27 protein-coding genes are annotated in these 26,619 nt (G+C 59.0%); 16 read left to right on the top strand and 11 right to left on the bottom strand.

Annotated features, from left to right (window positions below; all coding sequences use genetic code 11):
* Positions 1 to 51: 51 nt before the first annotated feature.
* Entirely contained in the window at positions 52 to 768 is a 717-nt protein-coding gene (locus tag F451_RS0102790) for a hypothetical protein (RefSeq protein WP_020679832.1), read from the bottom strand.
* Between the two features lie 217 nt (positions 769 to 985).
* Between F451_RS0102790 and F451_RS0102785 the strand changes: the two genes are divergently transcribed.
* Both F451_RS0102785 and F451_RS0102780 read left to right on the top strand, forming a co-directional pair.
* Positions 986 to 3,721: a bifunctional acetate--CoA ligase family protein/GNAT family N-acetyltransferase gene (locus F451_RS0102785; protein ID WP_026291457.1), complete on the top strand. Its 2,736-nt coding sequence runs from the start codon at positions 986 to 988 to the stop codon at positions 3,719 to 3,721.
* Positions 3,722 to 3,848: 127 nt separating this feature from the next.
* Positions 3,849 to 4,172, top strand: a complete 324-nt coding sequence (locus tag F451_RS0102780; RefSeq protein WP_040879365.1) for an MGMT family protein — start codon at positions 3,849 to 3,851, stop codon at positions 4,170 to 4,172.
* A gap of 6 nt (positions 4,173 to 4,178) precedes the next feature.
* Here the strand turns inward: F451_RS0102780 and F451_RS0102775 are convergent, their stop codons facing one another.
* The 3 genes from F451_RS0102775 to F451_RS0102765 form a co-directional block, all read right to left on the bottom strand.
* Positions 4,179 to 4,463: an ArsR/SmtB family transcription factor gene (locus F451_RS0102775; RefSeq protein WP_020679829.1), complete on the bottom strand. Its 285-nt coding sequence runs from the start codon at positions 4,461 to 4,463 to the stop codon at positions 4,179 to 4,181.
* Between the two features lie 124 nt (positions 4,464 to 4,587).
* Positions 4,588 to 5,205 (bottom strand): DUF5610 domain-containing protein, encoded by a 618-nt coding sequence (locus F451_RS0102770; RefSeq protein WP_020679828.1) that lies wholly within the window; start codon positions 5,203 to 5,205, stop codon positions 4,588 to 4,590.
* A gap of 74 nt (positions 5,206 to 5,279) precedes the next feature.
* Positions 5,280 to 6,569: a GGDEF domain-containing protein gene (locus F451_RS0102765; protein ID WP_169434424.1), complete on the bottom strand. Its 1,290-nt coding sequence runs from the start codon at positions 6,567 to 6,569 to the stop codon at positions 5,280 to 5,282.
* Between the two features lie 140 nt (positions 6,570 to 6,709).
* Here F451_RS0102765 and F451_RS0102760 point away from each other — a divergent pair, with 140 nt between their 5' ends.
* Positions 6,710 to 7,645: a universal stress protein gene (locus F451_RS0102760; protein WP_020679826.1), complete on the top strand. Its 936-nt coding sequence runs from the start codon at positions 6,710 to 6,712 to the stop codon at positions 7,643 to 7,645.
* An 89-nt stretch (positions 7,646 to 7,734) separates the two neighbouring features.
* Here F451_RS0102760 and xthA read toward each other — a convergent pair whose 3' ends face one another.
* Positions 7,735 to 8,550 (bottom strand): exodeoxyribonuclease III, encoded by an 816-nt coding sequence (xthA, locus tag F451_RS0102755; RefSeq protein WP_020679825.1) that lies wholly within the window; start codon positions 8,548 to 8,550, stop codon positions 7,735 to 7,737.
* 178 nt (positions 8,551 to 8,728) lie between these two features.
* On the opposite strand from xthA, the gene gorA reads away from it, so the two are divergent.
* Positions 8,729 to 10,084, top strand: coding sequence for a glutathione-disulfide reductase (gorA, locus tag F451_RS0102750; protein WP_020679824.1), 1,356 nt, complete (start codon positions 8,729 to 8,731; stop codon positions 10,082 to 10,084).
* Between the two features lie 131 nt (positions 10,085 to 10,215).
* On the opposite strand, the gene modC is transcribed toward gorA, so the two are convergent.
* Genes modC through modA form a run of 3 tightly spaced genes read right to left on the bottom strand, consistent with a single transcriptional unit; the run spans position 10,216 to position 12,764 of the window.
* Positions 10,216 to 11,313, bottom strand: coding sequence for a molybdenum ABC transporter ATP-binding protein ModC (modC, locus tag F451_RS0102745; RefSeq protein ID WP_020679823.1), 1,098 nt, complete (start codon positions 11,311 to 11,313; stop codon positions 10,216 to 10,218).
* Positions 11,307 to 11,999 carry a molybdate ABC transporter permease subunit gene (gene modB, locus F451_RS0102740; protein WP_020679822.1) on the bottom strand — a complete coding sequence of 231 codons (693 nt, stop codon included), beginning with the start codon at positions 11,997 to 11,999 and terminating at the stop codon, positions 11,307 to 11,309. The genes modC and modB overlap by 7 nt, the downstream gene beginning before the upstream one ends.
* Positions 12,000 to 12,764 carry a molybdate ABC transporter substrate-binding protein gene (modA, locus tag F451_RS0102735; protein ID WP_020679821.1) on the bottom strand — a complete coding sequence of 255 codons (765 nt, stop codon included), beginning with the start codon at positions 12,762 to 12,764 and terminating at the stop codon, positions 12,000 to 12,002.
* Positions 12,765 to 12,953: 189 nt separating this feature from the next.
* On the opposite strand from modA, the gene F451_RS0102730 reads away from it, so the two are divergent.
* The 3 genes from F451_RS0102730 to F451_RS0102720 all read left to right on the top strand — a co-directional run bounded on the left by F451_RS0102730 (position 12,954) and on the right by F451_RS0102720 (position 15,721).
* Complete coding sequence (locus F451_RS0102730; RefSeq protein ID WP_020679820.1) at positions 12,954 to 13,739, top strand: TOBE domain-containing protein; 786 nt, start codon at positions 12,954 to 12,956, stop codon at positions 13,737 to 13,739.
* A 170-nt stretch (positions 13,740 to 13,909) separates the two neighbouring features.
* Positions 13,910 to 15,103 carry an enoyl-ACP reductase FabV gene (fabV, locus tag F451_RS0102725; RefSeq protein WP_020679819.1) on the top strand — a complete coding sequence of 398 codons (1,194 nt, stop codon included), beginning with the start codon at positions 13,910 to 13,912 and terminating at the stop codon, positions 15,101 to 15,103.
* Positions 15,104 to 15,355: 252 nt separating this feature from the next.
* A complete protein-coding gene (locus F451_RS0102720; protein ID WP_020679818.1) occupies positions 15,356 to 15,721 on the top strand; it encodes an META domain-containing protein in 366 nt (121 codons plus the stop codon).
* A 29-nt stretch (positions 15,722 to 15,750) separates the two neighbouring features.
* Here F451_RS0102720 and gcvA read toward each other — a convergent pair whose 3' ends face one another.
* The gene (gene gcvA / locus F451_RS0102715; RefSeq protein WP_020679817.1) at positions 15,751 to 16,698 is read right to left on the bottom strand and encodes a transcriptional regulator GcvA; all 948 of its coding nucleotides are present in this window, start codon (positions 16,696 to 16,698) and stop codon (positions 15,751 to 15,753) included.
* A gap of 302 nt (positions 16,699 to 17,000) precedes the next feature.
* Here gcvA and F451_RS0102710 point away from each other — a divergent pair, with 302 nt between their 5' ends.
* From F451_RS0102710 to nhaD, 3 genes are all read left to right on the top strand, one after another.
* The gene (locus F451_RS0102710; RefSeq protein ID WP_040879336.1) at positions 17,001 to 17,246 is read left to right on the top strand and encodes a TIGR02647 family protein; all 246 of its coding nucleotides are present in this window, start codon (positions 17,001 to 17,003) and stop codon (positions 17,244 to 17,246) included.
* 131 nt (positions 17,247 to 17,377) lie between these two features.
* A complete protein-coding gene (locus F451_RS0102705) occupies positions 17,378 to 17,566 on the top strand; it encodes a hypothetical protein (protein ID WP_240476430.1) in 189 nt (62 codons plus the stop codon).
* Positions 17,567 to 18,017: 451 nt separating this feature from the next.
* Positions 18,018 to 19,262, top strand: a complete 1,245-nt coding sequence (gene nhaD / locus F451_RS0102700; RefSeq protein ID WP_020679814.1) for a sodium:proton antiporter NhaD — start codon at positions 18,018 to 18,020, stop codon at positions 19,260 to 19,262.
* A 182-nt stretch (positions 19,263 to 19,444) separates the two neighbouring features.
* Here the strand turns inward: nhaD and F451_RS0102695 are convergent, their stop codons facing one another.
* Both F451_RS0102695 and F451_RS0102690 read right to left on the bottom strand, forming a co-directional pair.
* On the bottom strand, positions 19,445 to 19,693 hold the full coding sequence (locus F451_RS0102695; RefSeq protein WP_240476429.1) for a hypothetical protein: 249 nt from the start codon (positions 19,691 to 19,693) through the stop codon (positions 19,445 to 19,447).
* A gap of 251 nt (positions 19,694 to 19,944) precedes the next feature.
* Positions 19,945 to 21,075: a GNAT family N-acetyltransferase gene (locus tag F451_RS0102690; protein WP_020679812.1), complete on the bottom strand. Its 1,131-nt coding sequence runs from the start codon at positions 21,073 to 21,075 to the stop codon at positions 19,945 to 19,947.
* A gap of 70 nt (positions 21,076 to 21,145) precedes the next feature.
* On the opposite strand from F451_RS0102690, the gene F451_RS0102685 reads away from it, so the two are divergent.
* The 6 genes from F451_RS0102685 to ruvA all read left to right on the top strand — a co-directional run bounded on the left by F451_RS0102685 (position 21,146) and on the right by ruvA (position 26,588).
* The gene (locus F451_RS0102685; protein WP_020679811.1) at positions 21,146 to 21,595 is read left to right on the top strand and encodes an HIT domain-containing protein; all 450 of its coding nucleotides are present in this window, start codon (positions 21,146 to 21,148) and stop codon (positions 21,593 to 21,595) included.
* A 425-nt stretch (positions 21,596 to 22,020) separates the two neighbouring features.
* A complete protein-coding gene (aspS, locus tag F451_RS0102680; protein WP_020679810.1) occupies positions 22,021 to 23,784 on the top strand; it encodes an aspartate--tRNA ligase in 1,764 nt (587 codons plus the stop codon).
* Between the two features lie 52 nt (positions 23,785 to 23,836).
* Positions 23,837 to 24,580 carry a YebC/PmpR family DNA-binding transcriptional regulator gene (locus F451_RS0102675; protein WP_020679809.1) on the top strand — a complete coding sequence of 248 codons (744 nt, stop codon included), beginning with the start codon at positions 23,837 to 23,839 and terminating at the stop codon, positions 24,578 to 24,580.
* A 189-nt stretch (positions 24,581 to 24,769) separates the two neighbouring features.
* Complete coding sequence (gene ruvC / locus F451_RS0102670) at positions 24,770 to 25,288, top strand: crossover junction endodeoxyribonuclease RuvC (protein ID WP_020679808.1); 519 nt, start codon at positions 24,770 to 24,772, stop codon at positions 25,286 to 25,288.
* Positions 25,285 to 25,965 carry a trimeric intracellular cation channel family protein gene (locus F451_RS0102665; RefSeq protein WP_020679807.1) on the top strand — a complete coding sequence of 227 codons (681 nt, stop codon included), beginning with the start codon at positions 25,285 to 25,287 and terminating at the stop codon, positions 25,963 to 25,965. Before ruvC ends, F451_RS0102665 begins: the two co-directional genes overlap by 4 nt.
* The gene (gene ruvA, locus F451_RS0102660; RefSeq protein WP_026291453.1) at positions 25,962 to 26,588 is read left to right on the top strand and encodes a Holliday junction branch migration protein RuvA; all 627 of its coding nucleotides are present in this window, start codon (positions 25,962 to 25,964) and stop codon (positions 26,586 to 26,588) included. The genes F451_RS0102665 and ruvA overlap by 4 nt, the downstream gene beginning before the upstream one ends.
* Positions 26,589 to 26,619 lie beyond the last annotated feature (31 nt).

The following is a 26,619-nucleotide window of genomic DNA, read 5'->3' as shown; positions in this document are numbered from 1 at the left end:
AGGCGGCCTGGGGCCGCCTTTGTTGCGCCGGACTCAGGCCGGTTTTATCGGCTAGCGCGGGCTAAACGTGAGGTAGGGAAATAGCTGGGCCAGTACGCCCGCGATCTCATCACGCTGTCCGCGGCTGTCAAACATCAGTACCGCATCGCCCTCTGAAAAGTAGGCGCCCAGTAGAGCCGGCAGACGGGTCCCGGGCTTGAAAGCGGAACTGTTGGTGAGGCCGTTGCATTCGAATGAGCCGGGGCGCTGCGGATCATAGTTCCAGCGGCCAGTACCCCAACTTGGCGCCTGGGCGGCATTAATCGCAAAGCACAGGCGTGCCGGGCGAAGAATGAGCGCAAAGCGCTGACCGATCCTGGAATCATTTACGCGCAGGGAGGTGGCCGTGGCCGTGGGGCTCAGGCTCCAGGCGACAAAACCGGTATCCCCCTGGCTGTTGTCAAAGATCATCATCAGCCGGTCCTGCTGGGTTGACCAGCGGTTTTCCCGAAACTGGTACTGACGCGCCAGAGTGGCGGCGTGCTGGCCGCTATACAACGCCTGCTTCTGGTAGTCTTCGACAAAGCGCTGGGCAAGCTCGCCGGGGTCTGCCTTGAGGGCATGGATCTGTGGCCGTACAGGGTCGGGCAAGACTTCGGTCAGGCGCGGTGCCTCGGTTGGCGGCTGGGTCGGTGGCGGGGCCGGAGTGACAACCGGCGGTGGCGGAGCGCTGCTGCAGCCAGCGAGCAGCAGGGCAGGCAAAAACAAGCGTAAGTTGGGCAGGCGCATGCGGAATATCTGTCCTTTGTCTGAAGGGATCCTGAGCGCTGTATTGTATGCGAGTTTGCTGTCGCTGACAGGCCGTCGCCCCCCCGTGGCGCTGCCGGGCGGCGCGAGTCGAACCTGATATGACCTGAGTCGCCCCCGTAACCGGCAATGCAGGCTAAAATGGTAAGCTGATTCGAATGCGCAATCTTACCCGGCCCGTTTAAATAGGAAGCGTCGTGTGTCGACTAAATACCTGAAGCGCTTTTTCAAACCCGCATCCATCGCTGTTTTTGGAGCCTCTGAACGGGATGACAGCATGGGTGGTGTCGTGTTGCAGAATCTGCTCGACGGCGGTTACGAGGGAGAGCTGATCGTCGTCAATGCGCAGGGCTACGATACCGTACGCGGTGTGGCTTGTGTCAAAACGGTCAGTGAACTGCCGAAAATGCCGGACCTGGCCATCATCTGTTCGCCGCCCCAGACCGTGGCCGATATCATCCGCAAGCTGGGCGCCCACATGGTGAAGGCGGCCCTGATTCTGACCGGGGGGCTGTCGATTCGAGACAGCAAAACCGAGCGCACGCTGCACCAGGAAGTGCTGGATGCGGCACACCCTTACGGAATTCGAATTCTGGGGCCTGACTGCATGGGGTTGCTGGTGCCGGGCTCGCATATGAACGCCAGTTATTCCCATGTCAATATCAGTAACGGCAAGGTGGCGTATGTGGGCCAGTCAGGACTGATTGGCACTGCAATGATTGACTGGGCCAATGGGCAGGAGATTGGTTTTTCCCATTTTCTAACCCTGGGGCAAAGCGTGGATGTCGATATCCCGGCGGTAATCGACTATCTGGCCAAGGACCCGCATACGCGGGCCATCCTGCTACAAATGGATCGAATGACCGGCTCTGCCCGGAACTTTCTCTCGGCGTTACGCGGCGCATCGCGCAACAAGCTCGTGCTGGTACTCAAGTCAGATGTGGTGCAGGACGCTGAGCACAGCGCCCAGCTGGCGCCCGGTGTGTACGACGAGGATCGGGTTTATGATGCGGCGTTGCGCCGTGCCGGTGTATTGCGGGTTGAGACATCGGATCAGCTGTTCCATGCGCTGGAAACCCTGTCGCGCATGAAGCCCCTGCGCGGTGAGCGGCTTGCAATCCTGTGCAATGGCATGGGGCCTAATGCATTGGCGACCGACCGTTTGCTGCGCGGCGGCGGCCAGCTGGCGCAGTTGTCCGACGCCAGCTGCGAGGCACTGGCGGCATTACTGCCCGATGGCTGGAACCGGCGTAACCCGGTCGACCTTAATGCCGACGCCACGCCCGAGCGTTTTGCAAGCGCGCTGCGAATACTGGTGGCCGATACGGGAGTGGATGCGGTGCTGGTGATACATGCGCCGACTCACCTGGCCCCGGGTGCCGAGACCGCCCAGGCCGTGATTGCTGTCGCCCGGGTCACGGCGCGCAATGTGCTCAGTTGCTGGATGGGACGTGCCACGGCCATTGCGGCGCGCAATTATTTTAATACCGCCGGTATCGCAACCTTCCTCACGCCGGAGGAAGCGGTTGATGCGTTTTTGCAGATGGTGCGTTACAAGCACAACCAGGAAGTCATGCGCCAGACACCGGCGCCTTTTCTGATGCAGAACAGCCAGAACCACATTCAGGCCCGTAACCTGGTGGCGAAGGCGCTGGAGCAGGGGCGTGACTATCTGCATCATGCCGAAGCCTGTGAACTGCTGGATCTGTACGGCGTGCCGGTGGCCCATTCCTACTACGCCGATACGGTCGAGGGTGTGGTCGAGGCTGCCAAGCAGCTGGGCGGTTCTGTGGCGGTACGGGTACTGCACAGTGAAAATGTCTACCCATTCAGCTATGACGACAAGGTTCGACAGCGCTGGCGCGATCTGGCGCTGGATCTGTACTCGATCAGCGAGGTCAAGCATGCGGTGACCCGGCTCGAATACCGTGTGCGCGAGCGTTTTCGTGATGAGCAGGTCATGGGGTATTGCGTGCAGCAGATGAAACGCGGCTTTCAGTCGCTGCAGATTAACCTTGGCGTGACACGCGATCCAATCTTTGGTCCGTTGATGCTGTTTGGTGCCGGGGGCTACACGGTGGATGTGCTGGCGGATCGCCAGCTGATGTTACCGCCGCTGAACCAGGCCCTGGCACGTACCCTGGTAAAGCGCTCGCGGGTCTATGACATTATTTGTGAAAACAGCTACCAGGTTGAGCGGGATGTTGATCAGCTGTGTGAGCTGCTGATCAAATTGTCGGAGATGGTGGTTGATCTGCCCAATATCGCCGGGCTTGAAATCAACCCGCTGTTGCTAAACAAGCGCGGGTTGCTGGCGGTTGATGTGGCCGTTTCGGTGGCTGAGCCCGTCCATCTGGCAATCTCGCCCTACCCTGAGCATCTGACCGAGACGATTCGCCTGCGGCGCTCGGGTCGACAGGCGGTGGTGCGTGCCATTCGTGGCGAGGACGAACCCGATCACCTGGATTTTTACAATCATCTCAGCCCTGAATCGATCCGCATGCGCTATTTCTACAGCCGGGGTGTGCCAACCCACCACGAGCTGGCCAACTGGACCCAGATCGACTATGACCGCGAAATGGCGTTTGTTGTCTCGGCACCGCGAGAAAACGGGTCAGGCAACGAAACGTTGGCCGTGGTGCGCGCGGTGACGGATGCAGATAATGTGCGCAGTGAATTCTCCATTGTGATTCGGGACGATTTGCAGGGCGAGGGCGTTGGGGCCGTACTCATGCAAAAGCTGATTGATTACTGTCGCAGTCGGGGAACGCTGCAGTTGTACGGAACGACCTTGCCGGTTAATCGGGGTATGCAGACACTGGCCCGCAAACTGGGTTTCAAAACCCGCTTCAATGCCGAAGAAGACGTGGTCGAAATGGTCATGATGCTGAACGAGCCAACCGAGGAATGGCAGATGTATCGGTTGCAGTCTTGAACCGGCCGGCTGTACGCACCGGTGGGTGCTCGTCGCACGCCCCGCAGGGTGGTGCATTGACCCGGTTCAGCACCGCAGCGGGTCGTCATTCATGGGCGGCATAGAACGGCAGGGTCAGGCAGGCGACGTGACTACAGAGCCCTTGAGCGATGCCGAGCGTATCTGGCAGGTGGTCGCGCGAATCCCCTCTGGTCGCGTATGCAGCTACGGGCAGGTGGCCGACTTGGCGGGCCTGCCGCGCCGCGCGCGTCTGGTGGGCCGCATTCTCAGCCGGTTGCCGCAAGGCAGCCGATTGCCCTGGCACCGCGTGGTGAATGCAAAAGGCGAACTGTCGCTGCCGGCGGGCAGCGAAGGCGCCAGGCTGCAGCGTAACAGGCTCGAATCAGAAGGTGTCTGTTTTCTGGGAGGGCGCATTCCGCTGTCACGGTTTCGCTGGGACGGGGCTGGCTGAGTCGCTCTATTTGTCGGCGCAGTAGAGCTCGTGCAGCGTCTGAATTACCCGCTGTGCCTGGTCTCCGTGCAGGGAGTAGAAAATGGTCTGGGACTCGCGCCGGGTCTGCACCAGGCCATCATTGCGTAATATCGCCAGGTGCTGTGACAGTGCCGACTGGCTCAGTGACAGGCATTGATTGAGTTCACTGACTGACAGCTCGCGGTCCTGCAGATAACACAGAATCAGCAGGCGGTGCTCGTTGCTCAGGGCCCGCATCAGGCGTGCAGCCCTGGCTGCATTGGCTTTCATGTCTTCAAGGGAAGGCGCCTTGGGGGCTGAAGCTGGTGGGGACAAAAGCGGAAACTCCGGACGTTAATGGTACGCAATGACTGAATTTTACGTGTCGGCTACGTTAAGCACAAATCGCCTGATGTCAGTCAGCTGTGCTTGCCGGCCTCAGTTCTTGGTCAACCGCTGCCTGGGAGGGCGTCTGGAAGGCGTTCAGCCCCTGCATGACCAGGGTGTAGGTTGCATCGATGGCGCTGGCGATATCCGTTTCCAGTACGCCCAGGCCCTGCAGGATATCCCGAGCCTGATCAAAGCCCTGTATGACGCCTGAGCGAAGCAGGTCCGTGAAGCGGGCCCTGGCATCGTTCTCGTTCAGCTGCGCATGTTGCGCGCGATATGACTCGAAAAAACCTGTCGCACGGCTCAGGATGCGCATCGCAGTGGTCTTCGGGCTTACGTCCAGCTGTGTGGCATAGGCCGTTTGAAGTGGCGTATCGCCCAGGTCCGTTTTCAGCTCTGCATTGAGTGTGTCGATGACGCCGCGATAGAGCATTTCCATCGGCTGGCTGCCGGCAGCGATGCTGACCTTGAGCGAGGCTGCGAGAATCGCCTGATTGCGGCTTTGGGATTGCTCTGTCGGCGCAAGCTGCTTGTCGGTACGCGCAGCGTGGGACACCTCTTCACCAATGCCGCCACCCGGGCGATCTTGCGCCCTGGCATGGGCCGCTACCTTCTGTCCGAAGTTGTCGGGTTTGATATCCATGGCGGGTTGCGCTCGCAGCTGTTGAGTACGTCCACTTTAGCGGCGGCAAGTGAAGTCTGTTGAGTGAAAAGTATTCAAGCGAAATCAGCCTGACTGCTGCGTCGACGGCGTCGGGTCAGCTGAGAATTGGCCAGGGTGCGGTTGCGCCCGGCCCGTTTGGCGGCGTAGAGCGCCTTGTCAGCCAGTTGCATGACCTCATCGCTGTGCAGCTGCATGGGTCCGCGTTCGCACAGACCAATGCTGATGGTAACCTGAAGCGCCTTGTCTGAATCCCTGGCCTTCTTGCCCGGCTGGCGCTGTTGACGGCCGACCTTGGTATTTTCGCTACGGTTGGGTTGGCGCAGGTGCAGCGGGTAGTGGGCGATGGACTCGCGCAGCTGCTCCAGGTGCGGCAGGACGTCGGCTTCGGTTTTACCGCGAAAGAGCACGGTGAATTCCTCGCCGCCATAGCGGAATACCCGCCCGCCACCGCCCACCTGCTTGAGCTGGGCGGCGACCATGCGCAGAACCTGGTCGCCGGCATCGTGGCCATGGCGGTCGTTAAATTGCTTGAAGTGATCAATGTCCATCATGGCCAGCGTGTAGCGCTGTCCCAGGCTGCTAAGCTGCTCCTGCAATGCACGTCGCGCCGGCAGCCCGGTCAGCTCGTCGATGAAGGCCAGCTGGTGGGAGTGGGAGATAAGGGCCTGACACAGCATCAGCTGGATGCAGGTAAACAGCAGGGGTGAAATCTGTTTCAGATCAAACCAGAAAAACAGCGCCGGCATCGTCAGCAGGGAGACAAACAAGGCCGCGTCGGCACGGGTGCGGCGCAGCGAGAATACGATTGCGTTGAGTATCAGGGTAATGGCAAACAGCCAGGTGGCACCTTCGCTGAGGTAGTGGTTTTCGGCGATCAGGTCGAGCAGCAACATGGGCAGATGACCCAGCCAGTAGCCAAGCAGCTGTTGGTGCCACAAGAACCAGAGGGCCAGATAGGCGGCCAGTGGCACGAGCAGACGCAGCCAGGCCCCCCTGTTTAGCAGGCCTCTTTCGGGCGCCAGGCAGATCACCAGATGATTGATCGGCATGAGCAGGGACAGCAGGCTGAACAGAACGTAAGTGTCCGGCTGCTGCAGGGGCGTTTGCAGGCAAAACTGAATGAGCGCATAGGCCCCCAGCAAATTGAATGCCGCGAGTAACAGCCGGCTCTGATTGAACAGGAAACCCAGCAGAAGGTTGGCAGCGCCCAGCAGGTAGGGCAGGGTGATTATAAGCAGTTGCAGCTCGGCAGAGAGGCTGCTCAGGTTGCTGAACAGCACGAGCGTGGCCATGAGCATCAGGGCAAAGGGTGCGATAAGCAGGCGAAGAATTTGTATCGTCACAAACGCACTATCCTTCATAGTGTGTGCGCTGATCCTAGCAGACTCTGCCGGGGTCTGGGAGGCTGTCCGTCACATTATCGTGGGATTATGCAGGTTGTGAAAATATGGGGTTGCAAAGAGGTGCGGTTGCAGGAGGCAATATGAAAACGATTAGCAAGATTCTGGTCAATGTTGAGGAGCACCATGATAGTGCGCAGGCCATTGCCAAGGCGGTATGGCTGGCAGAGCGCTCGGGGGCATCCATCGAACTGTTTTGCTGTTGTTTTAATCTGTCGGTACGCAATGGCTACCTGTTCGATCGGGAGGCAGGGCTGCACGCACGGCACGGGTATCTGCGCCAGGTTGAGGGGCGGTTGCTGACAATCGCCTCCGGGCTGCAGAGTCAGGGGCTGAACGTGGATGTGGATGTGGCGTGGGATCGGCACCATTGCGACGGCGTCCTTCGCAAGGTTGAGCGTTTTGGGCCGGACTTGCTGATTCACCAGATTGGCGTTCACAGCCGTCTGGGGCACTACTTGATGGCGCACGATGACTGGCAGCTCCTACGTGAGTGCGCGGTGCCCATGTTGCTGGTCAAGGCGCACCAATGGGGCCGTGTGCCGGCAATTGCCGCCTGCGTCGATCCTTTTCACGAGTGTGATGCGCCGGCTGATCTGGACCGATGTATCCTGGATCATGCCGGCCAGCTGGCACGCCTGGCGGATGGTCGTCTGCATGTGGTGCACAGTTTTCATACCCTGCCGCAGTCGGCGATATTTGATGAGCATGTGGTTACGGATTATGCCGCGTTGCAGGAAAAGGTTAAGCGCCAGCATACCGAGGCACTGGAAAAAATGCTGGATGGAAGGGTGCACGTGGATGACGAACAGGTACATCAGCTGCACGGAGAGAGCCATCTCACGCTGCCCGCATTTGCGGCTCAGCATAAAATTGATGTGATGGTTATGGGGTCCGTTGCCCGGGGGTTTCTCGACAGGCTGCTGCTTGGCAGTACCATCGAGCGGATCTTTGATAATATGGATTGCGATGTGCTGGCGATTAAGCCGCCGGGCTTTGCTTCACCGTCCGCCGCCTGAGGGTCGCCGTTGAGGCAACGGCAGTGCAAACATAAAGAACGCCCGCGATATTGCGGGCGTTCTGGTAATGCGGCTTTTGCGGCCTGGTGTCAGACGTCAAACGTTGCCCACACCGGTGCATGGTCAGATGGCTTTTCCATGCCGCGAATCGCGTAGTCGATATCCGCCTCCGTGCACAGGGCTGCCAGGGGGGCTGTCGCCAGGATGGCATCGATACGCAGACCACGCCTGGGCTCGCGCTCGAAGCCGCGGCTACGGTAATCGAACCAGCTGAAATGTTCATTATCGTTCGGCTTGTGCAGCCGGTAGGTGTCCTGCAGGCCCCAGTCTTTTAGGCGCTGTAGCCATTCGCGTTCGACAGGCTGGAAACTGGTTTTGCCGTCGCGTAACCAGCGCTTGCGGTTGGCTTCGCCAATGCCGATATCGATGTCTTCGGGTGAAATGTTCAGGTCACCCATGACTACCAGCGGCTCTTGCGGGTCGCAGTGCTGTTCCAGGTGAGCCAGCAAGTCTGCGTAATACTTGCGTTTGGCGGGGAACTTGGTCGGATGCGCCAGGTTCTCGCCCTGCGGGAAGTAGCCGTTGATGACGGTAATCAACTTGCCGCTGCTGCTGGCATAGCGACCAATGATCAGGCGTTTCTGGGCATCTTCATCGTCGCCCAGAAAACCCTTTTGGACAGAGACCGGCGGTTGGCGCGAGATCAGGCAAACGCCGTAGTGACCCTTCTGGCCGTGGTATTCCACATGGTAACCCAGGGCCTCGATTGCGTCGGTGGGGAACTCGGCGTCCACAACCTTGGTTTCCTGTATGCCGATGACATCCGGCTGGTGCGACTCGATCAGCGCAGCCAGCTGGTGCAGGCGGGCGCGTATTCCGTTGGTATTGAATGAAACCAGCTTCATGCCTGGGTGTACTCCTGATGGCGGGCGGCGACGCAGTGTAGCATGCCCGTTTGGCGGGCTCATCCCTGCGCATATAGCCAAGGGCTATTTTGCGTTTAGTGGCAGGCTATTGGCCTCAGCAGTTTGAAATCTATAGAGTAGTTTGCCAAAGATACTGCGCAGATTGATGGAGGCTAGGGTGGCGGAATATGATTTTGACCTGTTTGTAATTGGGGCCGGTTCCGGCGGTGTGCGAGCAGGCCGCATGGCCGCGGCCATGGGCGTTCGAGTAGGGATCGCCGAAGACCGTTATCTGGGCGGAACCTGCGTGAACGTGGGGTGCGTGCCGAAAAAGCTGTATGTCTATGCCTCCCATTACGGTGATGATTTTTGCGAGGCGCAGGGGTTTGGCTGGCAGGCAGAAAAACCAACATTTCGCTGGGCCACCCTGCGCGATAACAAGAGCCAGGAAATCGAACGACTCAATGGCATTTACCGCAATATGCTGCTCAATTCCGGCTGCACCCTGATTGAGGGTCGGGCACGCATCGTCGACGCTCACACCGTGGCGGTGGGCGAGAAACACTACAGCGTAGAGCGCATATTGGTGGCGACCGGTGGCTGGCCCTTCGTGCCCGATATCGAGGGTCGCGAACATATTACGACCTCCAACGAAGTGTTCGATCTTGAGACGTTTCCCGAGCGCGTGGTTGTGGTGGGTGGGGGCTACATCGCGGTCGAGTTTGCCGGCATCTTTGCAGGCCTGGGGGCCAAGACCCACCAGATCTATCGCGGCGAGCTGTTTTTGCGCGGCTTTGACCAGGAAGTGCGCGAGTTCGTGGCCGAGGAAATGCGCAAGAAAGAGGTGGATCTGCGTTTCAATACCGATGTGCAGCGCATCGAAAAGGCACCCGATGGTAGCCTCAGGGTTGAGCTGAAAAGTGGTGAAGTGCTGGCGGCAGATTGTGTGCTCTTTGCTACCGGGCGGGTGCCTAATGTTTCGGGCCTGGGACTGGAGAACGTGGCGGTGCGTCAGCGTGACAACGGCGCCATTGTCGTTAATGACCAGTTTCAGACTGACGAGCCGTCCGTCTATGCGCTGGGAGATGTGACGGATCGGGTGCAGCTGACGCCCGTGGCCCTGGCCGAAGGCATGACGCTGGTACGCAATCTGTATGATGGCCAGGCGCAAAAAGTCGATTATGACCTCATACCGACAGCCGTTTTCTGTCAGCCCAATATCGGCACGGTGGGCCTTACCGAGGAGCAGGCGCGCGAGCGTTACGGCGCTGTCGATGTCTACAGCTCAAGCTTTCGCGCACTCAAGCATACACTCAGCGGCAGCGACGAACGTACCCTGATGAAGATGCTGGTGGATCCTGCCACCGATCGAGTGGTGGGTGTACACATGGTGGGGGGCGATGCAGGCGAAATCATCCAGGGTATCGCAATAGCCATGAAGGCTGGCGCCACCAAGGCTGTATTTGACGCTACCATCGGTATTCATCCCACGGCGGCGGAAGAATTTGTCACCATGCGTCAAAAGACCCGCTAGCAGCGGGTCGGGCATAGGCGATCATTACGCGGATCGTATGGGTCAGCGTATCCCTGTGCCTCACCCCTTTCGGGCTGCGCACGTTCAGTCACTCCCCACGATTGCATGAGGGGCCCAGGGGCGAGGCGTGTTCAGGGGCGTCCATCGTGGGCGGCCCAGTCTGTCTGATTCAGGCTGATTCCTTTTATCTGGGCAAACACCTGTTGGCCTGCTGCCAGTCCAAGCTCCGACGCGGCCCAAAGCGTAATGTGTGCCCACAGGCGCTGGTTGCCAATCTGCAGCTGCACAGCCATCAGGTGTCCGTTTTCGTCCGGTTGCAGTGTTTCAATGCGGGCCGGCAGTATATTGCGGATGCTGCTCTGTTGCGGCTGCGTGCGCACAATTGAAATATCGTTGGCGCGAATACGCAGCCGCACCTTCTGTCCGGCCGGCATGTCGATGCTGCGTACCCACAGCGGCAAACCTTCGCCAAGCGACAGCTGGGTCATCTGCCAGCGCACCTCCTGGCTTGATACCGTGGCGCTCAAAACACTGCTCAATTCCTCCACCGTAAACCAGGGTCGCATCTGCGCAGATCCCCAGACGTGTTCCAGCGGGCCGTGCAGGGGCGCACGCCCCTTGTCCAGCAGCACCAGGTGGTCCGCCAGGCGCAGAACCTCGTCCAGGCTGTGGCTGACGTAGAGGATGGGCAGGCTTGTTTCCGCTGCCAGGCGTTCAAGGTAGGGCATCAGCTCGCGTTTTCGAGGAAGGTCGAGGGAGGCGAGGGGCTCATCCATGAGCAGCAGGCGCGGCTGGCTCAGCAGTGCCCGGCCGATCGCGACACGCTGGCGCTCACCGCCCGACAGGGTGGCGGGTGCCCGCTGCAGCAGCGCGCCTATCCCCAGCAGCTCGACGACGTCGGCAAAGCGTTTCGGGTCGTGCCGGCGGCTGCCGTAACGCAGGTTGCCTGTTACGTTGTAGTGCGGGAACAGGCGTGCATCCTGGAATACGTAGCCGATCCTGCGCTGCTCGGGGCGCAGGTGGATTCGTCGTCTGCTGTCGAACAGCACTTCCTCACCGAGTGCGATGTGCCCCTGGTCCGGGCGGCTCAGTCCGCTGAGCATGTTGATCAATGAAGTCTTGCCGGCGCCTGAGCGGCCAAAGATGGCGCTGATGCCCTGCAGTGGCAGTGTGATGTCCAGCTGCATGTCGAGGTCACCCTGGCGCTTGTCGATGCGAATATTCAGCATGCGCCCTCCAGCCGGCGGCGGGTCAGGCGGGCCAGCCATTCGGAAAATAGCAGTGCCGCCAACGCAATCACAATGGCGATAATGCACAGGCGCGCGGCCTGCGCCTCGGCGCCCGGGGTCTCGATAAAGCTGAACATGGCCAGGGGCAGTGTGCGAGTTTCCCCCGGGATATTGGAAACAAAGGTGATGGTGGCGCCGAACTCGCCCAGGCAGCGGGCGAAAGCCAGTACGGTGCCTGCCAGAATGCCGGGCAGCGTCAGCGGCAGGGTGATGGTGGCAAAGACGCGCAGGCGCCCGGCGCCCAGCGTACGTGCCGCGTCTTCAAGGCGGCGATCGACTGCCTCAAGTGACAGGCGAATGGCGCGCACCATCAGTGGAAAGGCCACCACGGCGGCTGCCAGCGCGGCACCGCGCCAGCTGAAGCTGAAGCTCAGGCCGAAGCTTTCATATAGCCAGCCACCCAGCAGGCCCTGCCGGCCCATGCCGATCAGCAGCAGGTAGCCGACCACGACCGGCGGCAGGACCAGTGGCAGATGGATAAGGCTATCCAGCAGTGCCTTGCCGGGAAAGCGCCCACGGGCCAGAATCCATGCCAGCAGAATGCCCAGTGGCAGGCTCCAGAGTACCGCGACGCTGGATATTTTGAGGCTCAGTAGCAGTGCCTGCCATTCATAGTCGCTGAGCACCTAGCGTACCTCAAAGCCGTAACGGCGAAAGATGTCAGCGGCCTCGGACGTACCCAGAAACGTCAGTAGCGCGCGGACCTGCGGGCTGTCTGCATTGCGCACGATGGCGGCGGGGTATTCGATCGGGCTGTGGCTCTGGGCCGCAAATGTTGCGACAACCCGGACCCTGGCGCTGGTGGCATCACTTCGATAGACGATACCCAGCGGGGCCTCGCCGCGTTCCACCAGTGCCAGGGCACCGCGTACATTGTTGGCACGGGCCAGAAGGGGTTCGGCGACACTCCAGAGGTTCAGCCACTGCAATGCCTGTTTGGCATAGCGCCCGGCGGGGACGTGGTCGGGGTCCCCTACAGCCAGGCGGCTGTCACCCAGGCTGGCGACCAGGTCCCAGTGCTGATCAAGATTGACCGTCGCCATTGAACTGTTGCTGGCCGTGACCAGCACCAGCTGGTTGCCAAGCAGCGTGCGGCGGCTGTCGTCGGCCAGCAGGCCGGCCTCGGCGAGGTAATCCATCCATTGCAGGTTGGCCGAGACATAAATGTCTGCCGGTGCGCCCTGCGCGATCTGGCGGGCCAGGGTCGAGGACGCCGCATAGTTGGCGATGACGGCCGTCGAGTGGGTCTGGCTAAAGGCCTCAAGCACCTCGTTGAGCGCATTGGTCAGCGAAGCTGCCGCATAGACAGTGAGAGACTCTGCGCTGCGCGCAAGGCCGGATGGCAGAGTGAGCAGCAGTGTGAGCAGCAGCGCGAAGGGCTTCAGGGGCATGGGGCACTGTCCGGATTAGGGTTCAGGGGTGAGTGCAGGTGTTCGATATATACCAAGGTATATAGCGCTGCGCAAGCAGAGTGCACTGTCGCTGGTTTTGCCAGTGCGGGCTGGCTTGAGGCCTCGTCTTGAGGTTTTGGCAGCGATGGGCTCTACTCCCGGTATATATTCTTGCGCAAGCGGAGATGCATGGAACTCGATGTCGTACTGACCCTGCTGCAGGATAGCAAGCTGCTGGCCAATCCCAAGCGCATCGCCCTGCTGCGCCAGATTGAGGCCACGGGCTCTATTCGCCAGGGCGCCCGGCTGGCGGGGCTCAGTTACAAGGCTGCCTGGGATGCTGTGAATGAGATGAACCAGCGCAGCCCTGACGCGCTGGTGGAGTCCGCCGTGGGAGGACGTGGCGGCGGTGGCGCTGCGCTGACCCATCGGGGTTTGCGCCTGGTGCAGCTGTATGAACTGCTGGAACGGGTTCAGGAGCAGGCGCTGGCCGCGCTGGATGACGACAGCATTCCGCTGCACAGCTTGCTGGGCGTCGTGGCGCGTATGTCGCTGCAAACCAGCGCCCGCAACCAGTTTTTCGGTGTGGTGGAGCGTATAGATACAGCGGGTGCTGACGAGCGTGTCTTCGCGCGGCTGGCCGACGGCACCTCCCTGTGTGCAAGTATTACAAGGCGCAGTCGCGAGCGTCTGGGGCTGTCGCCGGGCAAGGATGTGCTGTTATTGCTCAAGGCACCCGCCATGCAGCTGGTGACGGGCGCTGCGTCATCATCGCGCCCGCTGCTAAACCGGCTTGAAGGCCAGTTGGCGGGTATAGAAGAGTGCGGTCAGAGTATTGAGCTGCAGGTGCGCCTCAGCGGTGGTGACGAGGCGTGCGCCCTGGTGTCGCGCGCTCAGGCAAGGGGTCTGCTACCGGGGGATGCTGTGGTACTGAGTTTTGCGCCGGAACAGGTGCTGGTGGCGGCGCTGACATAAATCGGCGAGCCAGGTTGCGTTTACTGCGGTGAGTGTTTGGCGCTGCAAAGTGCCGTATTGGCGAGCAGGTTTGGGCCGGCCGGGCGTCGGGCTGTTATCAGGCTGGAGTTTCGGGTATCGTTGCCGCACACTTTGTGCATCGAATTGAATGGCCTGAGACTGAAAAAAGCATGATCATCCAACCGAAAATCCGCGGCTTTATCTGTACCACCACCCATCCCACTGGGTGTGCCCAGAACGTGCGCGAGCAGATCGAGTATACCCGCCAGCAGGGTCCTCTTGAGAACGGTCCAAAGCGCGTGCTGGTGATCGGCGCGTCCAGCGGGTACGGCCTGTCGTCCCGCATCGCGGCTGCCTTTGGTTCAGGCGCTGCCACAATTGGCGTTTTTTTCGAGAAGCCGGCAACCGAGCGCAAGACCGGTACGGCGGGCTGGTATAACTCCGCCGCTTTCGAGCAGCAGGCACATGAAGCCGGGCTCTACGCCAAGAGCCTGAACGGAGATGCGTTCTCCCACGAAGCCAAGCAGAAAGTTATTGAGCTGATTCAGCAGGATCTGGGGCAGATTGACCTGGTCGTCTACTCCCTGGCCTCGCCGGTGCGCAAAATGCCGGATACCGGTGAAGTGGTGCGCTCGGTACTCAAGCCTATTGGCGAGATCTACCGTTCGACGGCCATCGATACCAACCGCGACTGCATTATCGAAGCGGAAGTTGAGCCGGCGACTGAAGAAGAAGTTGCGAATACCGTGACTGTAATGGGCGGTGAGGACTGGGAGCTCTGGCTGCATGCACTGAATGATGCCGGTGTGCTGGCCGATGGCTGCAAGTCCGTGGCGTACAGCTATATCGGTACCGATATCACCTGGCCCATTTACTGGGATGGCGCCCTGGGCAAGGCCAAACAGGACCTCGACCGCGCGGCGACAGCGCTCAACGGTTTGCTGGCGGCAAAGGGTGGTCAGGCCAATGTTGCCGTGCTGAAATCCGTTGTTACCCAGGCCAGCTCTGCGATTCCGGTTATGCCGCTGTATCTCTCCATGGTGTTCCGTATCATGAAGGAACATGGTGTCCATGAGGGTTGCATGGAGCAGGTGCATCGGCTCTTCTCCACCGGCCTTTGCGGTGACACCGCCAAGATGGATGAGGGTAATCGCTTCCGTCTGGATGACTGGGAATTGCGCGACGATATCCAGAGCGAATGCCGTGCGCTCTGGCCGCGTGTTACCACTGAAAACCTGTTCGAGCTGACGGATTACGCTGCCTACAAGGCCGAGTTCCTGAAACTGTTCGGGTTCGGCGTGGCCGGTGTGGACTACGCTGCGGATGTGGATCCTCAGGTCGACTTCGACGTTATCGACATTTAAGGCGCGCTGACGCGCCTTGTGCTGTAAATCGGCAGGGATGCCATAGCCGGGCGCGCCCTTTGAAGTGCGCCTGCTATTCTTCATTGGCAGGCTGTAGTAAAGGGAATTTTAAAAATGAAATGGAATTTCGCAAACGCTCTTCGAGCGCAATGTGCGGTGCTCGCTGCGGGGCTGTTACTGACGGGATGTTCCGGGGTGCAGCACTCAGGCGCGGGTTCTGCAAGGGACGCCGGGGTACCCGGAAATTCCGTTGTGGCAGTGACGAGCCTTGCCGGCACTCGCTGGCAGGTTACACGGGTGGCTGATCAGCCGGTGCCCGCATCGATAAACTCAACCGTTCAGTTCGATGATCAGGGGCAGGTTTTCGGCTCGGCCGGCTGCAACCGCTTTACGGCTGCTTATCGGCTGGAAAACGGTGGATTGCGGGTAAAGCGCCTCGCAACGACACGCAAACTCTGCTTTCCCGCCATCATGTCCCAGGAAGAAGCCTTGTTGCGCGTACTGCGCGGCGCTGAACGTGTCTATCTGCAGGCCGGTGAACTGATTCTGGAATCGGCCCGGGAGCGGGCGCCGAGTCGTCTGGTACCGCTGCCAGAGCCGGATGCGTCGGTGCTCTAGCAGCGCAAGTGGCGCAGGCTCGTCCGGACTCAGGTGTGGATGCCTGATACGGGTGCATCGTGGGTGATCGCCTCGAGAACCCAGTCGTGGAATGCTTTCATGCCGTAGCTTAACGGTCGGCCCTTGGGATGCACCAGATAAAACGCATTGCCGCTGTCCAGCACCAGGTCGAAAGGTTTGACCAGCTGGCCGTAGCGCACCTCTCTCTCTACCAGCTTTTCGTCGCCCAGTGCGATGCCTACGCCTTCCATTGCCGCCGACATTGCCAGCGAAGTACTCGAGAAGGTCATGACGCGGCCGATGTCCGTGCTGCTGACACCGGCCTGGCGCAGAATGCGCGGCCATTCGTCCGGCCTGTCGGCGACCCTGATCAGAGTATGGCGTTTCAGGTCTGCGGGCGTGTTGAGCGGTTTGTCACCGGCCATAAGCGCGGGGCTGCAGACGGGCACCAGCCGGGCATTCAGCAGGTGGGTGCTTTCGACATCGCGCCAGGCGCCGCGGCCGAAGTTGACGGCCATGTCGGTATCGGAATGATCGAAATCGATGGGGCCATACGCTGCACTCAGGCGCAGCTCGACATCGGGGTATTCGGTTTGAAACTGGCCGATACGGGGTACCAGCCAGCGGGTCAGGAACGCCGGCGCTACGCTGATGGTGACGGCAACCGAGTTTGGTGAGGCCATCAGGCGTCTTGTGGCGCTATCGATCTCATCCAGCGCAAGCTGCACTGAGGCCAGGTACCGCTCGCCGGCACTGGTAAGGCTGACCCGGCGTTTTTCGCGCAGGAACAGCCTGACTTCAAGAAAGTCTTCCAGTGTTTTGACCTGGTGACTCACAGCAGAAGGGGTGACATAGAGTTCATCGGCCGCTTTGTTAAAGCTGCCGTGTCGTGCTGCGGCTTCAAAGCTTCGCAGGGCGTTAAGTGGTGGCAGGCGGCGGATGGCATCTCTCCCTGTCAGGTCGCGCCTTGGACGCATTTATCGAGCCCCAGTATAGCGCCAGTGCGGCAAACCGTTAATGCCTTTGTCCCGTTGTGGCTTAAAGCCGCCGGGTAGTGGTTGCCACTGACGCAAAAGTCATCTAGTTTCTTGGCAAGGGCATGCCTGTTCGTGTCCGGCGATCGGTTTTGACGTTACAGTAGCCAGCCGCTTGCGGTTTCAGTCACGAGTAAAGTGCCGTGCAGGCGCCCGGCGATCATGTGCTGTACGGGGCAAGGTAAACCGTTCTATGCTGAGCGCAAACCTAACCTCAAATAATAATCCTAACGTGAGAGTTGCCTATGCCATATACGCCTGAAATGATTGAAGAGCTGAACATGCTGAATCGTTTCAATCTGACAACCACCCTGGAGGGCATCAAGGTTCATCATGATGCTGAAGAGGCGGTGATCTCTGCCACCGGCCGGCTGTTTGAAAAAGGTCTCATTACACAGGTAGACGGTGGCTATCTGACCGATCTCGGGCGCGAAGCGGCTGAGCATTCACAGGCCGTGCTGATGATCCTGGGGTCGCCGCCCTGTAACTGAACACTGCAGTCGCCGGCGTTACGTGCGCGGCGGGCGTTGCACGGAGGGTGAATTATTGCTTTGAAGTTTTGTGCACCTGCGGCACAATAAAAAAACGCGGGCCAGAAAAGCTGCCTAGAATGGGAGTCACTATGATGGAAACCAAGCTTAAAACCCATCCTAAATTCGTTGAAGCCATGCAGAAGCTGTCTGTGATGACCGAGGAGGAACGTCTGTCTGAAGAGAACAAGGCGCTGTTTGATCAGGCTATACGTTATGCACCATTGGATATTCAACCTAAACTTGCAGCGATTCAGAGAAAGTACGAAGCGCTTCACTAAAATGTTTTTGCGCAGTTGAGAGCGGGCCACCTTCGGGTGGCCCGCTGCGTTTTAAGGGCGCCAGGTGGTTAATCTCATAGCGCAGGGCCCAGAAGTTAGCTGCTTGTGGCCGGGTGAAGTCTGCGCCGAGGTGTGCCTGGATAGTGATGCTTGAAAGGCATTGTCATAGAACAAAAAAATTATTTAGTGCAAGTGGGGCTCGACCTGAGCGTCGCAATTGGGCATATTGAGCGCGCTTTGAGGTGCTTGCTCCTTCATCTGCGACCGTACCTGCCATTATGTCTGCCGCGGTGGTATACAGTTTATGCCGGCCTCCTTGTCCTGTGCCAGGAAGCGGTTGGCTGTTCATCATGCCCAGTATTGGCTATCCGGCCCGTCTGAACGGGGCTAGTGAACGACTAATTTCCTGTCCCTGTGCGGGATAGCGCAAACCTGAGGAGTGAACCACTCCATGCATTGGATACTGCTATGCCTTATTGTGCTGGCGTTCGTATTGATCGTGGCCGAAGATGTCGTCCATATCAATAAGGCCAAATCCAGCCTGTTCCTTGGAACCCTGGTCTGGCTGCTGGCGTTCATGTTTCCTGAGCCCGGTGTCGATGCCGCGGCGATTCAGCTGCAACTCAACGAAAACCTGCTGGATATCGCAACCCTCTGGCTGTTTTTGATGTCTGCGATGACCTTCGTGGCTTATCTCAACCAGCAGGGTCTGATTACCCAGATGGTCTATCGTATCCTGCCGGCGCGTATCGGTCAGCGACAGCTGATGCTGATGATGGCACTCCTGGCGCTGGCGTTTTCGTCGCTCGCCGATAACATCACCGCATCCTTGATCATGTTGTCCCTGCTGGCCTCGCTCAAGCTGAAAACCGATACCATGCTTAAATTTGCGGCGTTGCTGGTGTTTGCCGTTAACTCCGGTGGTGTGTCGCTGATTACCGGTGACGTGACGACCCTGATGATCTTCCTGGCTGGCAAGGTAAGCATCAGCAACTTGTTTTTGCTGGTTCCCGCCGCCGTTCTGGGTGTGCTGGTACTGTTGCTGACGATGTTGGCTGGCGCCGAGGGCGAGCTGGATATTCCGCATTTCAGGCGTCCCATTGGAGGGCGAGACAAGGTTATTGCATTGCTGTTCGTGCTGACGATCGGCTCAACGCTGTTCCTGAGTGTGTATTTCAGCATACCGCCGGTACTGAGTTTCCTCTTCGGGCTCTCGGTGATGTTCCTGACGTATCAGTTTCTTAATCGCAATACGCCCTCGAGCCAGAGTGTGCTGGAGTACATTCGCGAGATTGAGTTCGATACCCTGCTGTTTTTTCTCGGGGTGCTGCTGTTGGTGGGCATGCTCAAGGAGCTGTCAGTGCTGGAGCGGTTGCCGGAGCTGTACCAGGTGATGCCGGTGTTCGCGGCCAACTATGTTGTCGGTCTGCTGTCGGCGCTCGTCGATAACGTGCCGTTGACGGCCGCCATTCTTAAGTCCGGTATAGAAATGGGGCGGGCAGACTGGATGGGACTGACATACGCTGCCGGCGTGGGCGGTTCCTTGCTGATCATTGGCTCAGCGGCGGGTGTTATTGCAATGAGCAAGATCGAAGCGCTCAGTTTTGCGACCTATCTGCGTTTTCTGCCACGCTTGCTGCTGGCGTACACGGTCGGCTACGTGGCCGTTTTGGCCATAGCGAACAGTCTGTTGTAGGTTTGAAGGATCCGGTCGCTGTGGTCTGTGCAGTCAGTTGCAGTGGCGGGTCAGATAAAAGTACGGGCAGGAGCCGGCGATGTTGCGCCGTCTTCTGCCCGAAATGCAGTCGAGATAGAAGGGGGAAGTATCTCCACTGCGGTTGAAGCCTGTTTTAGCGGGTTGCTGGCATGTCTGATATTTCACGCTGCGGCGCTATTGTCGCGATCAGGGTGGGTCGCCAGGAAATGTTGCAGCACTTTGCGCAACACTTCGGCATGGCTGGTATTGCCACAGCGTTCTGCGCGTTTGATATCATCGAGGATGATGCCCTTAATTCGCTGATCGCCTTCGTGGGACGTCAGGTACTGTCCCAGAGCCATCGCGATCATTGGGTCCATGTGCTCATGTTCCGCAATTGCCTCGATTTCAGCCTCCGTCAAATCACACATTGCCAAGCATTCTTCATACGTCAACATACAATGATATCTCCATGGTTTGATTGGGGAGTTTATCGGAATTTGTATTGTCTTCTCAGAGGTCACTCCTGAGTATAGAAGAGCTTAATGGTGGCAGCTATGGCGTCTTTTGTATTTTTATTCACGCATGAAAATGGCTTTCCTATTACTGTTTATGGCCCGCCTGCGCTGTCGAATTGTCCGTAGTTTTTCTCACCCCTGTGTTGGTGGCAAGGGTCGGTTTTTTAGTCTTTGCGAAATGGAAGCCAGCTGGTGAGCTCGTTGATCTGGTCGCGCATTGCGGCGCGCTCCTGCTCCATGGCCTTATCGATCGCTTCGGCGAAACCGGGGTGTCTGATCCAGTGGCCGGACCAGGTTTCGATCGGCTGGAAACCCCGCTGGATCTTGTGTTCGCCCTGAGCGCCGGGGTCAAAGCGCTTGAGGCCCTGCTCAATGCAGTACTCGATACCCTGGTAATAGCAGGTTTCAAAATGCAGGCTGTCGTAGTCATCTTTGCAACCCCAGTAACGGCCATACAGTGTTGAACTGCTTTTGAGTGACAGTGCACCGGCGACAGGCTGCCCGTCTTTTTCGGCGATTACCAGTAGCAGTTGCTCGGCCATGGTCTGGTGCAACAGCTGGAAAAAGGCTGGCGTCAGGTAGCCCGTGCGGCCGCGTTTGAGGTAGGTGTTCTGGTAAAAGGCGTAGAAGGTGTCGAGCAGTTCCGGGGTGATGTCGGCACCTTCGATGCGGCGCAGGCTGATCTGGTGGTCGGCCACTTTCTGTCGCTCGCGGCGGATGTTTTTGCGTTTTCGGGATGCGAACTTTTCGAGGAAATGCTCGAAGCTGTCGAACGCTTCGTTGAACCAGTGGTACTGGGTGCCCAGGCGCAGGGTCAGGTTTGACGCTGCCATGCTCTGTCGCAGGTCGGAGTCGATGAAGAGGCTGTGCCAGGACGAGGCATCAAAGCGTTGAGCCAGCTGCTCTATGGCATTCAGAAACACTGGCAGCAGTGTGCTGGTGGATTCGTTGCTGCCGATGCGAGGTCCCATGGCCGGGGTAAACGGAATCGCAGTCACGAGCTTTGGGTAGTAGTCCAGACCGTGGCGCTGGTAGGCATCGGCCCAGGACCAGTCAAACACGTATTCGCCATAGGAGTGGGTTTTGAGGTAGAGCGGCATGACTGCGATCGCCTGGTTCTGCCGTTCCACAACCAGGTGCAGCGGTTGCCAGCCGGTTTTGGGGCTGACACTGGCGCTTTCTTCCAGGGCATGGAGGAAGTCGTAGCGCAAGAAAGGGTAGTCGGTACCGCAAAGCCGGTTCCAGCAGTCACGGCCGATGGCGCTGATTTGAGTGTGGATCTTGAGTTCAAGCATTTTTACCTATACTTCCGTTGATGCCCGGGTGCAGAATATCGGGTTTTGGCGTGACGAACAGGAGCCCCTAATGGACGAACTGGAACTCGAATTCGAACTCCACCCGCAGCTGGTGCAGGACTGTATCCCGCTGGGGGAGTTTCCACTGTGCAGGCTGTTGCTGATCAATGATGCCAATTATCCGTGGTTTGTATTGGTACCGCGCCGTGCGGGTGTCAGTGAAATCTATCACTTGTCGTCCGACGATCAGGTTCAGCTGATGCGTGAGTCCTGTTTTCTGGCGGAGAATCTGGCTGATACTTTTGCCGCCCGCAAGATGAACGTGGCGTCGCTCGGTAACATGGTGCCACAGCTGCATGTGCATCACATCGTGCGTTTTGAAAATGACCCTGCCTGGCCTGGCCCTGTCTGGGGCAAGCTGCCTGCGCGCAGTTACACCGACGAGCAAGTGCGGGATATCCGCCAGAAAGTTCAGGCGCTGATGTCCGGCGAGCTGGGTTTCGTGCCGCAATCTGCCTGATTCGCCGGCCGTATCCTTATGCGCTGACTGTCTGGTGGTGTGCTGGCGCAGCGTCGTGCCTGGCGCCGGATCACTGCCCGGTAGCTCCCTCTGTGCGTATAAAATTAGCCTGTTCGGGTCTGTAAGCGCCTTTCAAATCAGGTATAATTCGCCGCTTTGTGACGCCTGTTGTGGTGCGAGGGCAGCGGTTGTACGCCTTTTGTACTGCATTTTATGCAGGATGGCGGGTCAGGGAGCAATGCAGCGCGTGCGTCGTACTGCACCCGTTTAACGGGGTTCCCGGGTAACGCCTGGATTGCCGCTTGTCCGTGCAGGTCTATTGTCGGCATGTCGGACATGCTTGCGAGTCAATGCGCGGTGCAGGCTGAGCGACACAAGTTTTCGGGGCGCGTCCCCTTATGGTTAATCGACAGGAATTGGAAACTATGCGCAGCCATTATTGCGGCGAGCTGAGAGAAGAGCACATCGGCGAAGATGTGACGCTGATGGGTTGGGTTCACCGCCGTCGTGACCACGGCGGGGTTATTTTCCTCGACGTGCGTGACCGTGAAGGCATCTCCCAGGTCGTGTTCGATCCGGATCGTGAAGAGAGCTTCAAACTGGCCGACAGCGTGCGCAGTGAGTTTGTTATCGAACTGCGCGGTACTGTGCGTGCGCGCCCCGAAGGTACCCTGAACAAGGATATGGCCACCGGCATGATCGAAGTGCTGGGCAAGGAGCTGGTTATCCTGAACAAGGCGGAAACGCCGCCGTTCCAGCTGGATGAGCACCAGCAGGTGGGTGAAGACGTGCGTCTGCGCCACCGTTATATCGACCTGCGCCGGCCTGAGATTCAGAACAAGCTGCGCTTTCGCTCCAAGGTGACCAGTGCACTGCGCACCTATCTGGATGGTAATGGTTTCCTGGATATCGAAACACCGATCCTGACACGGGCCACGCCCGAGGGCGCGCGCGACTACCTGGTGCCGAGCCGTACCCACGAAGGCTCGTTCTTCGCACTGCCGCAGTCGCCCCAGTTGTTCAAGCAGCTGCTGATGGTGTCCGGTTTCGATCGCTATTATCAGATCGCCAAGTGCTTCCGTGATGAAGACCTGCGCGCCGACCGTCAGCCCGAATTCACCCAGGTGGATATCGAAACCTCGTTCATGAACGAGGAAGAGATCATGGGGATGGCCGAGGAAATGATTCGCGGCGTATTCCAGAACCTGATGAATATCGATCTGGGTGAATTCCCGCGCATGCCCTACGCCGAAGCCATGCGTCGTTACGGTTCGGACAAGCCGGACCTGCGCATCGACATGGAGCTGGTGGACGTTGCCGACCTGATGGCGTCGGTCGACTTCAAGGTGTTCGCAGGTCCTGCCAAGGATCCCAAGGGGCGCGTTGCCGCGTTGAAAGTGCCGGGCGGTGCTGTACTGACCCGCAAGCAGATCGACGACTACACCAAGTTTGTCAGCATTTATGGCGCCCGCGGCCTGGCCTGGATCAAGGTCAATGCGCTGGAAGACGGTGTTGAGGGTCTGCAGTCGCCGATCGTCAAGTTCCTGGGTGAAGACGTCTCCATGCAGATCATGCAGCGTCTGGATGCCAAGAACGGCGACATCGTGTTCTTTGGTGCCGACAGCGCCAGGATCGTCAGCGAAGCCATTGGTGCGCTGCGTATCAAGGTCGCAGAAGACCTGGGTCTGATCGCGCGCGAATGGGCACCGTTGTGGGTAGTCGACTTCCCGATGTTCGAGGAAACCGGTACCGGCACCCTCACCGCACTGCACCATCCGTTTACGGCGCCGAGCTGCAGCGTCGATGAGCTGAAATCGAGTCCTGAATCTGCGCTGTCCCGCGCCTACGACATGGTGCTCAACGGTACAGAGCTGGGCGGCGGTTCCATTCGTATCCACGATCAGGACATGCAGAAGGTGGTGTTCAAGATACTGGGGATTGAAGACGACGAGGCCCAGGAAAAATTCGGCTTCCTGCTCAATGCACTGAAATACGGTGCGCCGCCCCACGGTGGTCTGGCATTCGGCCTTGATCGCCTGGTGATGCTGATGACCGGCTCCGACTCGATTCGTGAAGTCATTGCCTTCCCGAAAACCCAAAGCGCGGCCTGCATGCTGACCGATGCGCCGGGCGAGGTGAGTGCAGCCCAGTTGCATGAGCTGAACATTCGCCTGCGTAAAACCCCCTGATAAACAGTATTGGCAGGGCCGCAGCGACGGCCCTGCAGAAAGAGGTATTCCGATGGCAGGTCATTCCAAGTTCGCCAACATCAAGCACCGCAAAGCGGCGCAGGATGCCAAGCGCGGCAAGATATTTACCAAGCTGATTCGTGAACTGACTGTGGCTTCCAAGGAAGGGGGTCCCAACCCGGACGACAATCCCCGTCTGCGTGCAGCGGTGGACAAGGCGCTGGGTGCCAACATGAAGCGCGATACCGTCGAGAAGGCGATTGCGCGCGGTGCCGGCGGCACCGATGGTGAAAACTACGATGAGCTGACCTACGAAGGGTACGGTATCAGTGGTGTGGCGATTCTGGTCGAATGCATGACCGACAACGTCAACCGCACGGTGTCCCAGGTGCGTGCGGCCTTCAACAAGTATGGCGGCAACCTGGGTACCAACGGCTCGGTATCGTACCTGTTCGAGAAAAAGGGTCAGATCAGCTTTGGTGATGACACTGATGAAGACGCCATCATGGAAGCAGCGCTGGAAGTGGGCGCTGAAGACGTGGTGACAAATGAAGATGGTTCGGTGGATGTGTTTACGACACCAGCTGACTTCATGAATGTAAAGCAGGGGCTGGCCGAGGCCGGTTTCGAGTCTGAGTTTGCCGAGGTGGCGATGATTCCGTCCACGACCGTTGAGCTGGATGTTGAGACTGCCCGCAAGGTCCTGAAGCTGATTGACGCGCTGGATGATCTGGATGACTCCCAGAACGTTTTCCACAATGCCGAGATTCCCGACGAGGCAATGGAGGACGACTGAGTCATCCCGTTTCGCGCCTGACGCGCCGAGACACCCCAGGCTGGGGTCCGGAATGCAGTACTCGCCAGTGGAGGCCATGCGGGCTTCGGCCTGGATGAGATCTGTTAAGTCCGGGCCCCGGCCTTTTATTTGGCGTTAGGCTAAGCTTGAGCCGGTATCATGGCTCATTTAGGGATAATACGGACCTGTATGCTGATTCTTGGAATTGACCCGGGCTCACGGATCACGGGTTATGGGGTGATCAACCATCTAAACGGGCGCAACGAATATGTTGCCAGTGGATGCATTCGTATCAAGGGTGACGAGCTTCCCGAGCGCCTGCAGCAGGTTTATGCCGGCGTCAGTGAGATCCTCGAACGGTATTGCCCGCAGGAAATGGCGATTGAGCAGGTCTTCATGGCGCGCAATCCGGATTCCGCGCTCAAGCTTGGTCAGGCGCGGGGCGTGGCCATTGTTGCCTGCAGTAACCGCGATCTGCCGGTATATGAGTATGCCGCGCGCAAGGTTAAGCAGGCAGTGGTGGGTAATGGCGGTGCCGACAAGGTGCAGGTGCAGCATATGGTGTCTTATATGCTGAAGCTGCCGGGTCTGCCGCAGGCGGATGCCGCCGACGCGCTGGCCATTGCCATCTGTCATGCCCACACCCGCAGCAGTCTGGTGCGCACCCTGGGGGCCTGTTCCAGTCGCAATGGACGCTGGCGTCAATGACCTACGTTGAGTTTGTCTATGCCGCGGAGCTGGCCGGCGTGGCGGTGTTCGCCACCAGTGGCGCACTGGGGGCCCAGGGCAAGCGGCTGGATATTCTGGGCGTGGTTGTGCTGGGTATCGCCACGGCGCTGGGTGGCGGCACATTGCGGGATATTACGCTTAATGCCCACCCGGTGCTTTGGATCGGCAATACCGCCTACCTGTGGGTGGCCATCCTGAGTGCAGTGCTGGCCTTTGTCCTGTCGCGCTATATCCAGTACCCAAGACGCATGCTGCTGTTCCTGGATGCGCTGGGGTTATCGCTGTTTGCGATTCTGGGGGCGCAGAAGGCGGTTGCCCTGGGTATGCCGGATGTCGTCGTGGTCATGATGGCGGTGGTCACCGGTGCGGCTGGCGGCATGATTCGCGATATCCTGACCGGCCAGGTGCCGTTGATGCTGCAGTCGAACGGCGAAATGTACGCCAGTTGCGCGCTGATGGGGGCGCTGGTGTATGTCGTGTTTGGTCATGTCATGACCGAGCCCACGCGCTGGCTGGAATTGAGCGCCATGACCATTGTGTTCGTGTTTCGCATGGCCTCCATTGTGGCGGGTCTGAGGCTGCCTGAGTTCATAGTGGCGGGGCACAAGCTGGAATCACCCGAAGAAGCCCGTAACCTGGAGAAAAAAGAGCTGTGATAGGACGTCTGAGAGGGGAATTGCTGGAAAAGCATCCGCCGCAGTTGCTGATTGAGGTGGGTGGCGTCGGTTACGAGCTCGAAGCCTCGATGAATACCTTTTATCGCCTGCCCGAGCGTGGCAAGCAGGTAACGCTGTATACCCACTTCGTCGTGCGTGAGGACGCGCAGCTGCTGTATGGTTTCGTTGATCGGGGCGAGCGCAGCCTGTTTCGCGCCCTTATCAAGGTGAACGGCGTGGGGCCGAAGCTGGCGCTGACGATCTTGTCGGGCATTGATGCGGACAGCTTTGTGCGCGCGGTGCATCAGGGGGATACGGCATCGTTGGTGCGCCTGCCGGGTATTGGCAAGAAAACCGCAGAGCGTCTGATTGTTGAGATGAAAGACCGGCTCAAGGAATTGCAGGTGTCGGAACCGGCCGAGTTCCAGCTGTCGAGCCCCGGTGAGTCGGTGCCTGAGCCTGGTCCGGATGCTGCCAGTGAGGCCGAAAGTGCACTGGTGGCGCTGGGGTATAAGCCGGCAGAGGCTACTCGGGCGGTAAGTCAGGCGGCCAAGCAGCTGGATACTCACGCGCCTTGTGAGGCGCTGATTCGCCAGGCGCTTAAATCGATGGTCGGAGGCTGACGCATGGCGTTTCTGGCTGGAAGATGTTGTA

Origin of the sequence: Marinobacterium rhizophilum DSM 18822, from assembly GCF_000378045.1 — a bacterium.
Taxonomy (GTDB): Bacteria; Pseudomonadota; Gammaproteobacteria; order Pseudomonadales; family Balneatricaceae; genus Marinobacterium_A; species Marinobacterium_A rhizophilum.
This window is presented reverse-complemented; position numbering and strand designations above follow the sequence as displayed.

Coding starts and splice junctions, on each gene's coding strand:
- F451_RS0102790 (WP_020679832.1), bottom strand. CDS start 768: ATGCGCCTGCCCAACTTACGCTTGTTTTTGCCTGCCCTGCTGCTCGCT.
- F451_RS0102775 (WP_020679829.1), bottom strand. CDS start 4,463: ATGAAAGCCAATGCAGCCAGGGCTGCACGCCTGATGCGGGCCCTGAGC.
- F451_RS0102770 (WP_020679828.1), bottom strand. CDS start 5,205: ATGGATATCAAACCCGACAACTTCGGACAGAAGGTAGCGGCCCATGCC.
- F451_RS0102760 (WP_020679826.1), top strand. CDS start 6,710: ATGAAAACGATTAGCAAGATTCTGGTCAATGTTGAGGAGCACCATGAT.
- xthA (WP_020679825.1), bottom strand. CDS start 8,550: ATGAAGCTGGTTTCATTCAATACCAACGGAATACGCGCCCGCCTGCAC.
- modC (WP_020679823.1), bottom strand. CDS start 11,313: ATGCTGAATATTCGCATCGACAAGCGCCAGGGTGACCTCGACATGCAG.
- modA (WP_020679821.1), bottom strand. CDS start 12,764: ATGCCCCTGAAGCCCTTCGCGCTGCTGCTCACACTGCTGCTCACTCTG.
- F451_RS0102730 (WP_020679820.1), top strand. CDS start 12,954: ATGGAACTCGATGTCGTACTGACCCTGCTGCAGGATAGCAAGCTGCTG.
- fabV (WP_020679819.1), top strand. CDS start 13,910: ATGATCATCCAACCGAAAATCCGCGGCTTTATCTGTACCACCACCCAT.
- gcvA (WP_020679817.1), bottom strand. CDS start 16,698: ATGCGTCCAAGGCGCGACCTGACAGGGAGAGATGCCATCCGCCGCCTG.
- F451_RS0102710 (WP_040879336.1), top strand. CDS start 17,001: ATGCCATATACGCCTGAAATGATTGAAGAGCTGAACATGCTGAATCGT.
- F451_RS0102705 (WP_240476430.1), top strand. CDS start 17,378: ATGATGGAAACCAAGCTTAAAACCCATCCTAAATTCGTTGAAGCCATG.
- nhaD (WP_020679814.1), top strand. CDS start 18,018: ATGCATTGGATACTGCTATGCCTTATTGTGCTGGCGTTCGTATTGATC.
- F451_RS0102695 (WP_240476429.1), bottom strand. CDS start 19,693: ATGTGTGATTTGACGGAGGCTGAAATCGAGGCAATTGCGGAACATGAG.
- F451_RS0102690 (WP_020679812.1), bottom strand. CDS start 21,075: ATGCTTGAACTCAAGATCCACACTCAAATCAGCGCCATCGGCCGTGAC.
- F451_RS0102685 (WP_020679811.1), top strand. CDS start 21,146: ATGGACGAACTGGAACTCGAATTCGAACTCCACCCGCAGCTGGTGCAG.
- aspS (WP_020679810.1), top strand. CDS start 22,021: ATGCGCAGCCATTATTGCGGCGAGCTGAGAGAAGAGCACATCGGCGAA.
- F451_RS0102675 (WP_020679809.1), top strand. CDS start 23,837: ATGGCAGGTCATTCCAAGTTCGCCAACATCAAGCACCGCAAAGCGGCG.
- ruvC (WP_020679808.1), top strand. CDS start 24,770: ATGCTGATTCTTGGAATTGACCCGGGCTCACGGATCACGGGTTATGGG.
- F451_RS0102665 (WP_020679807.1), top strand. CDS start 25,285: ATGACCTACGTTGAGTTTGTCTATGCCGCGGAGCTGGCCGGCGTGGCG.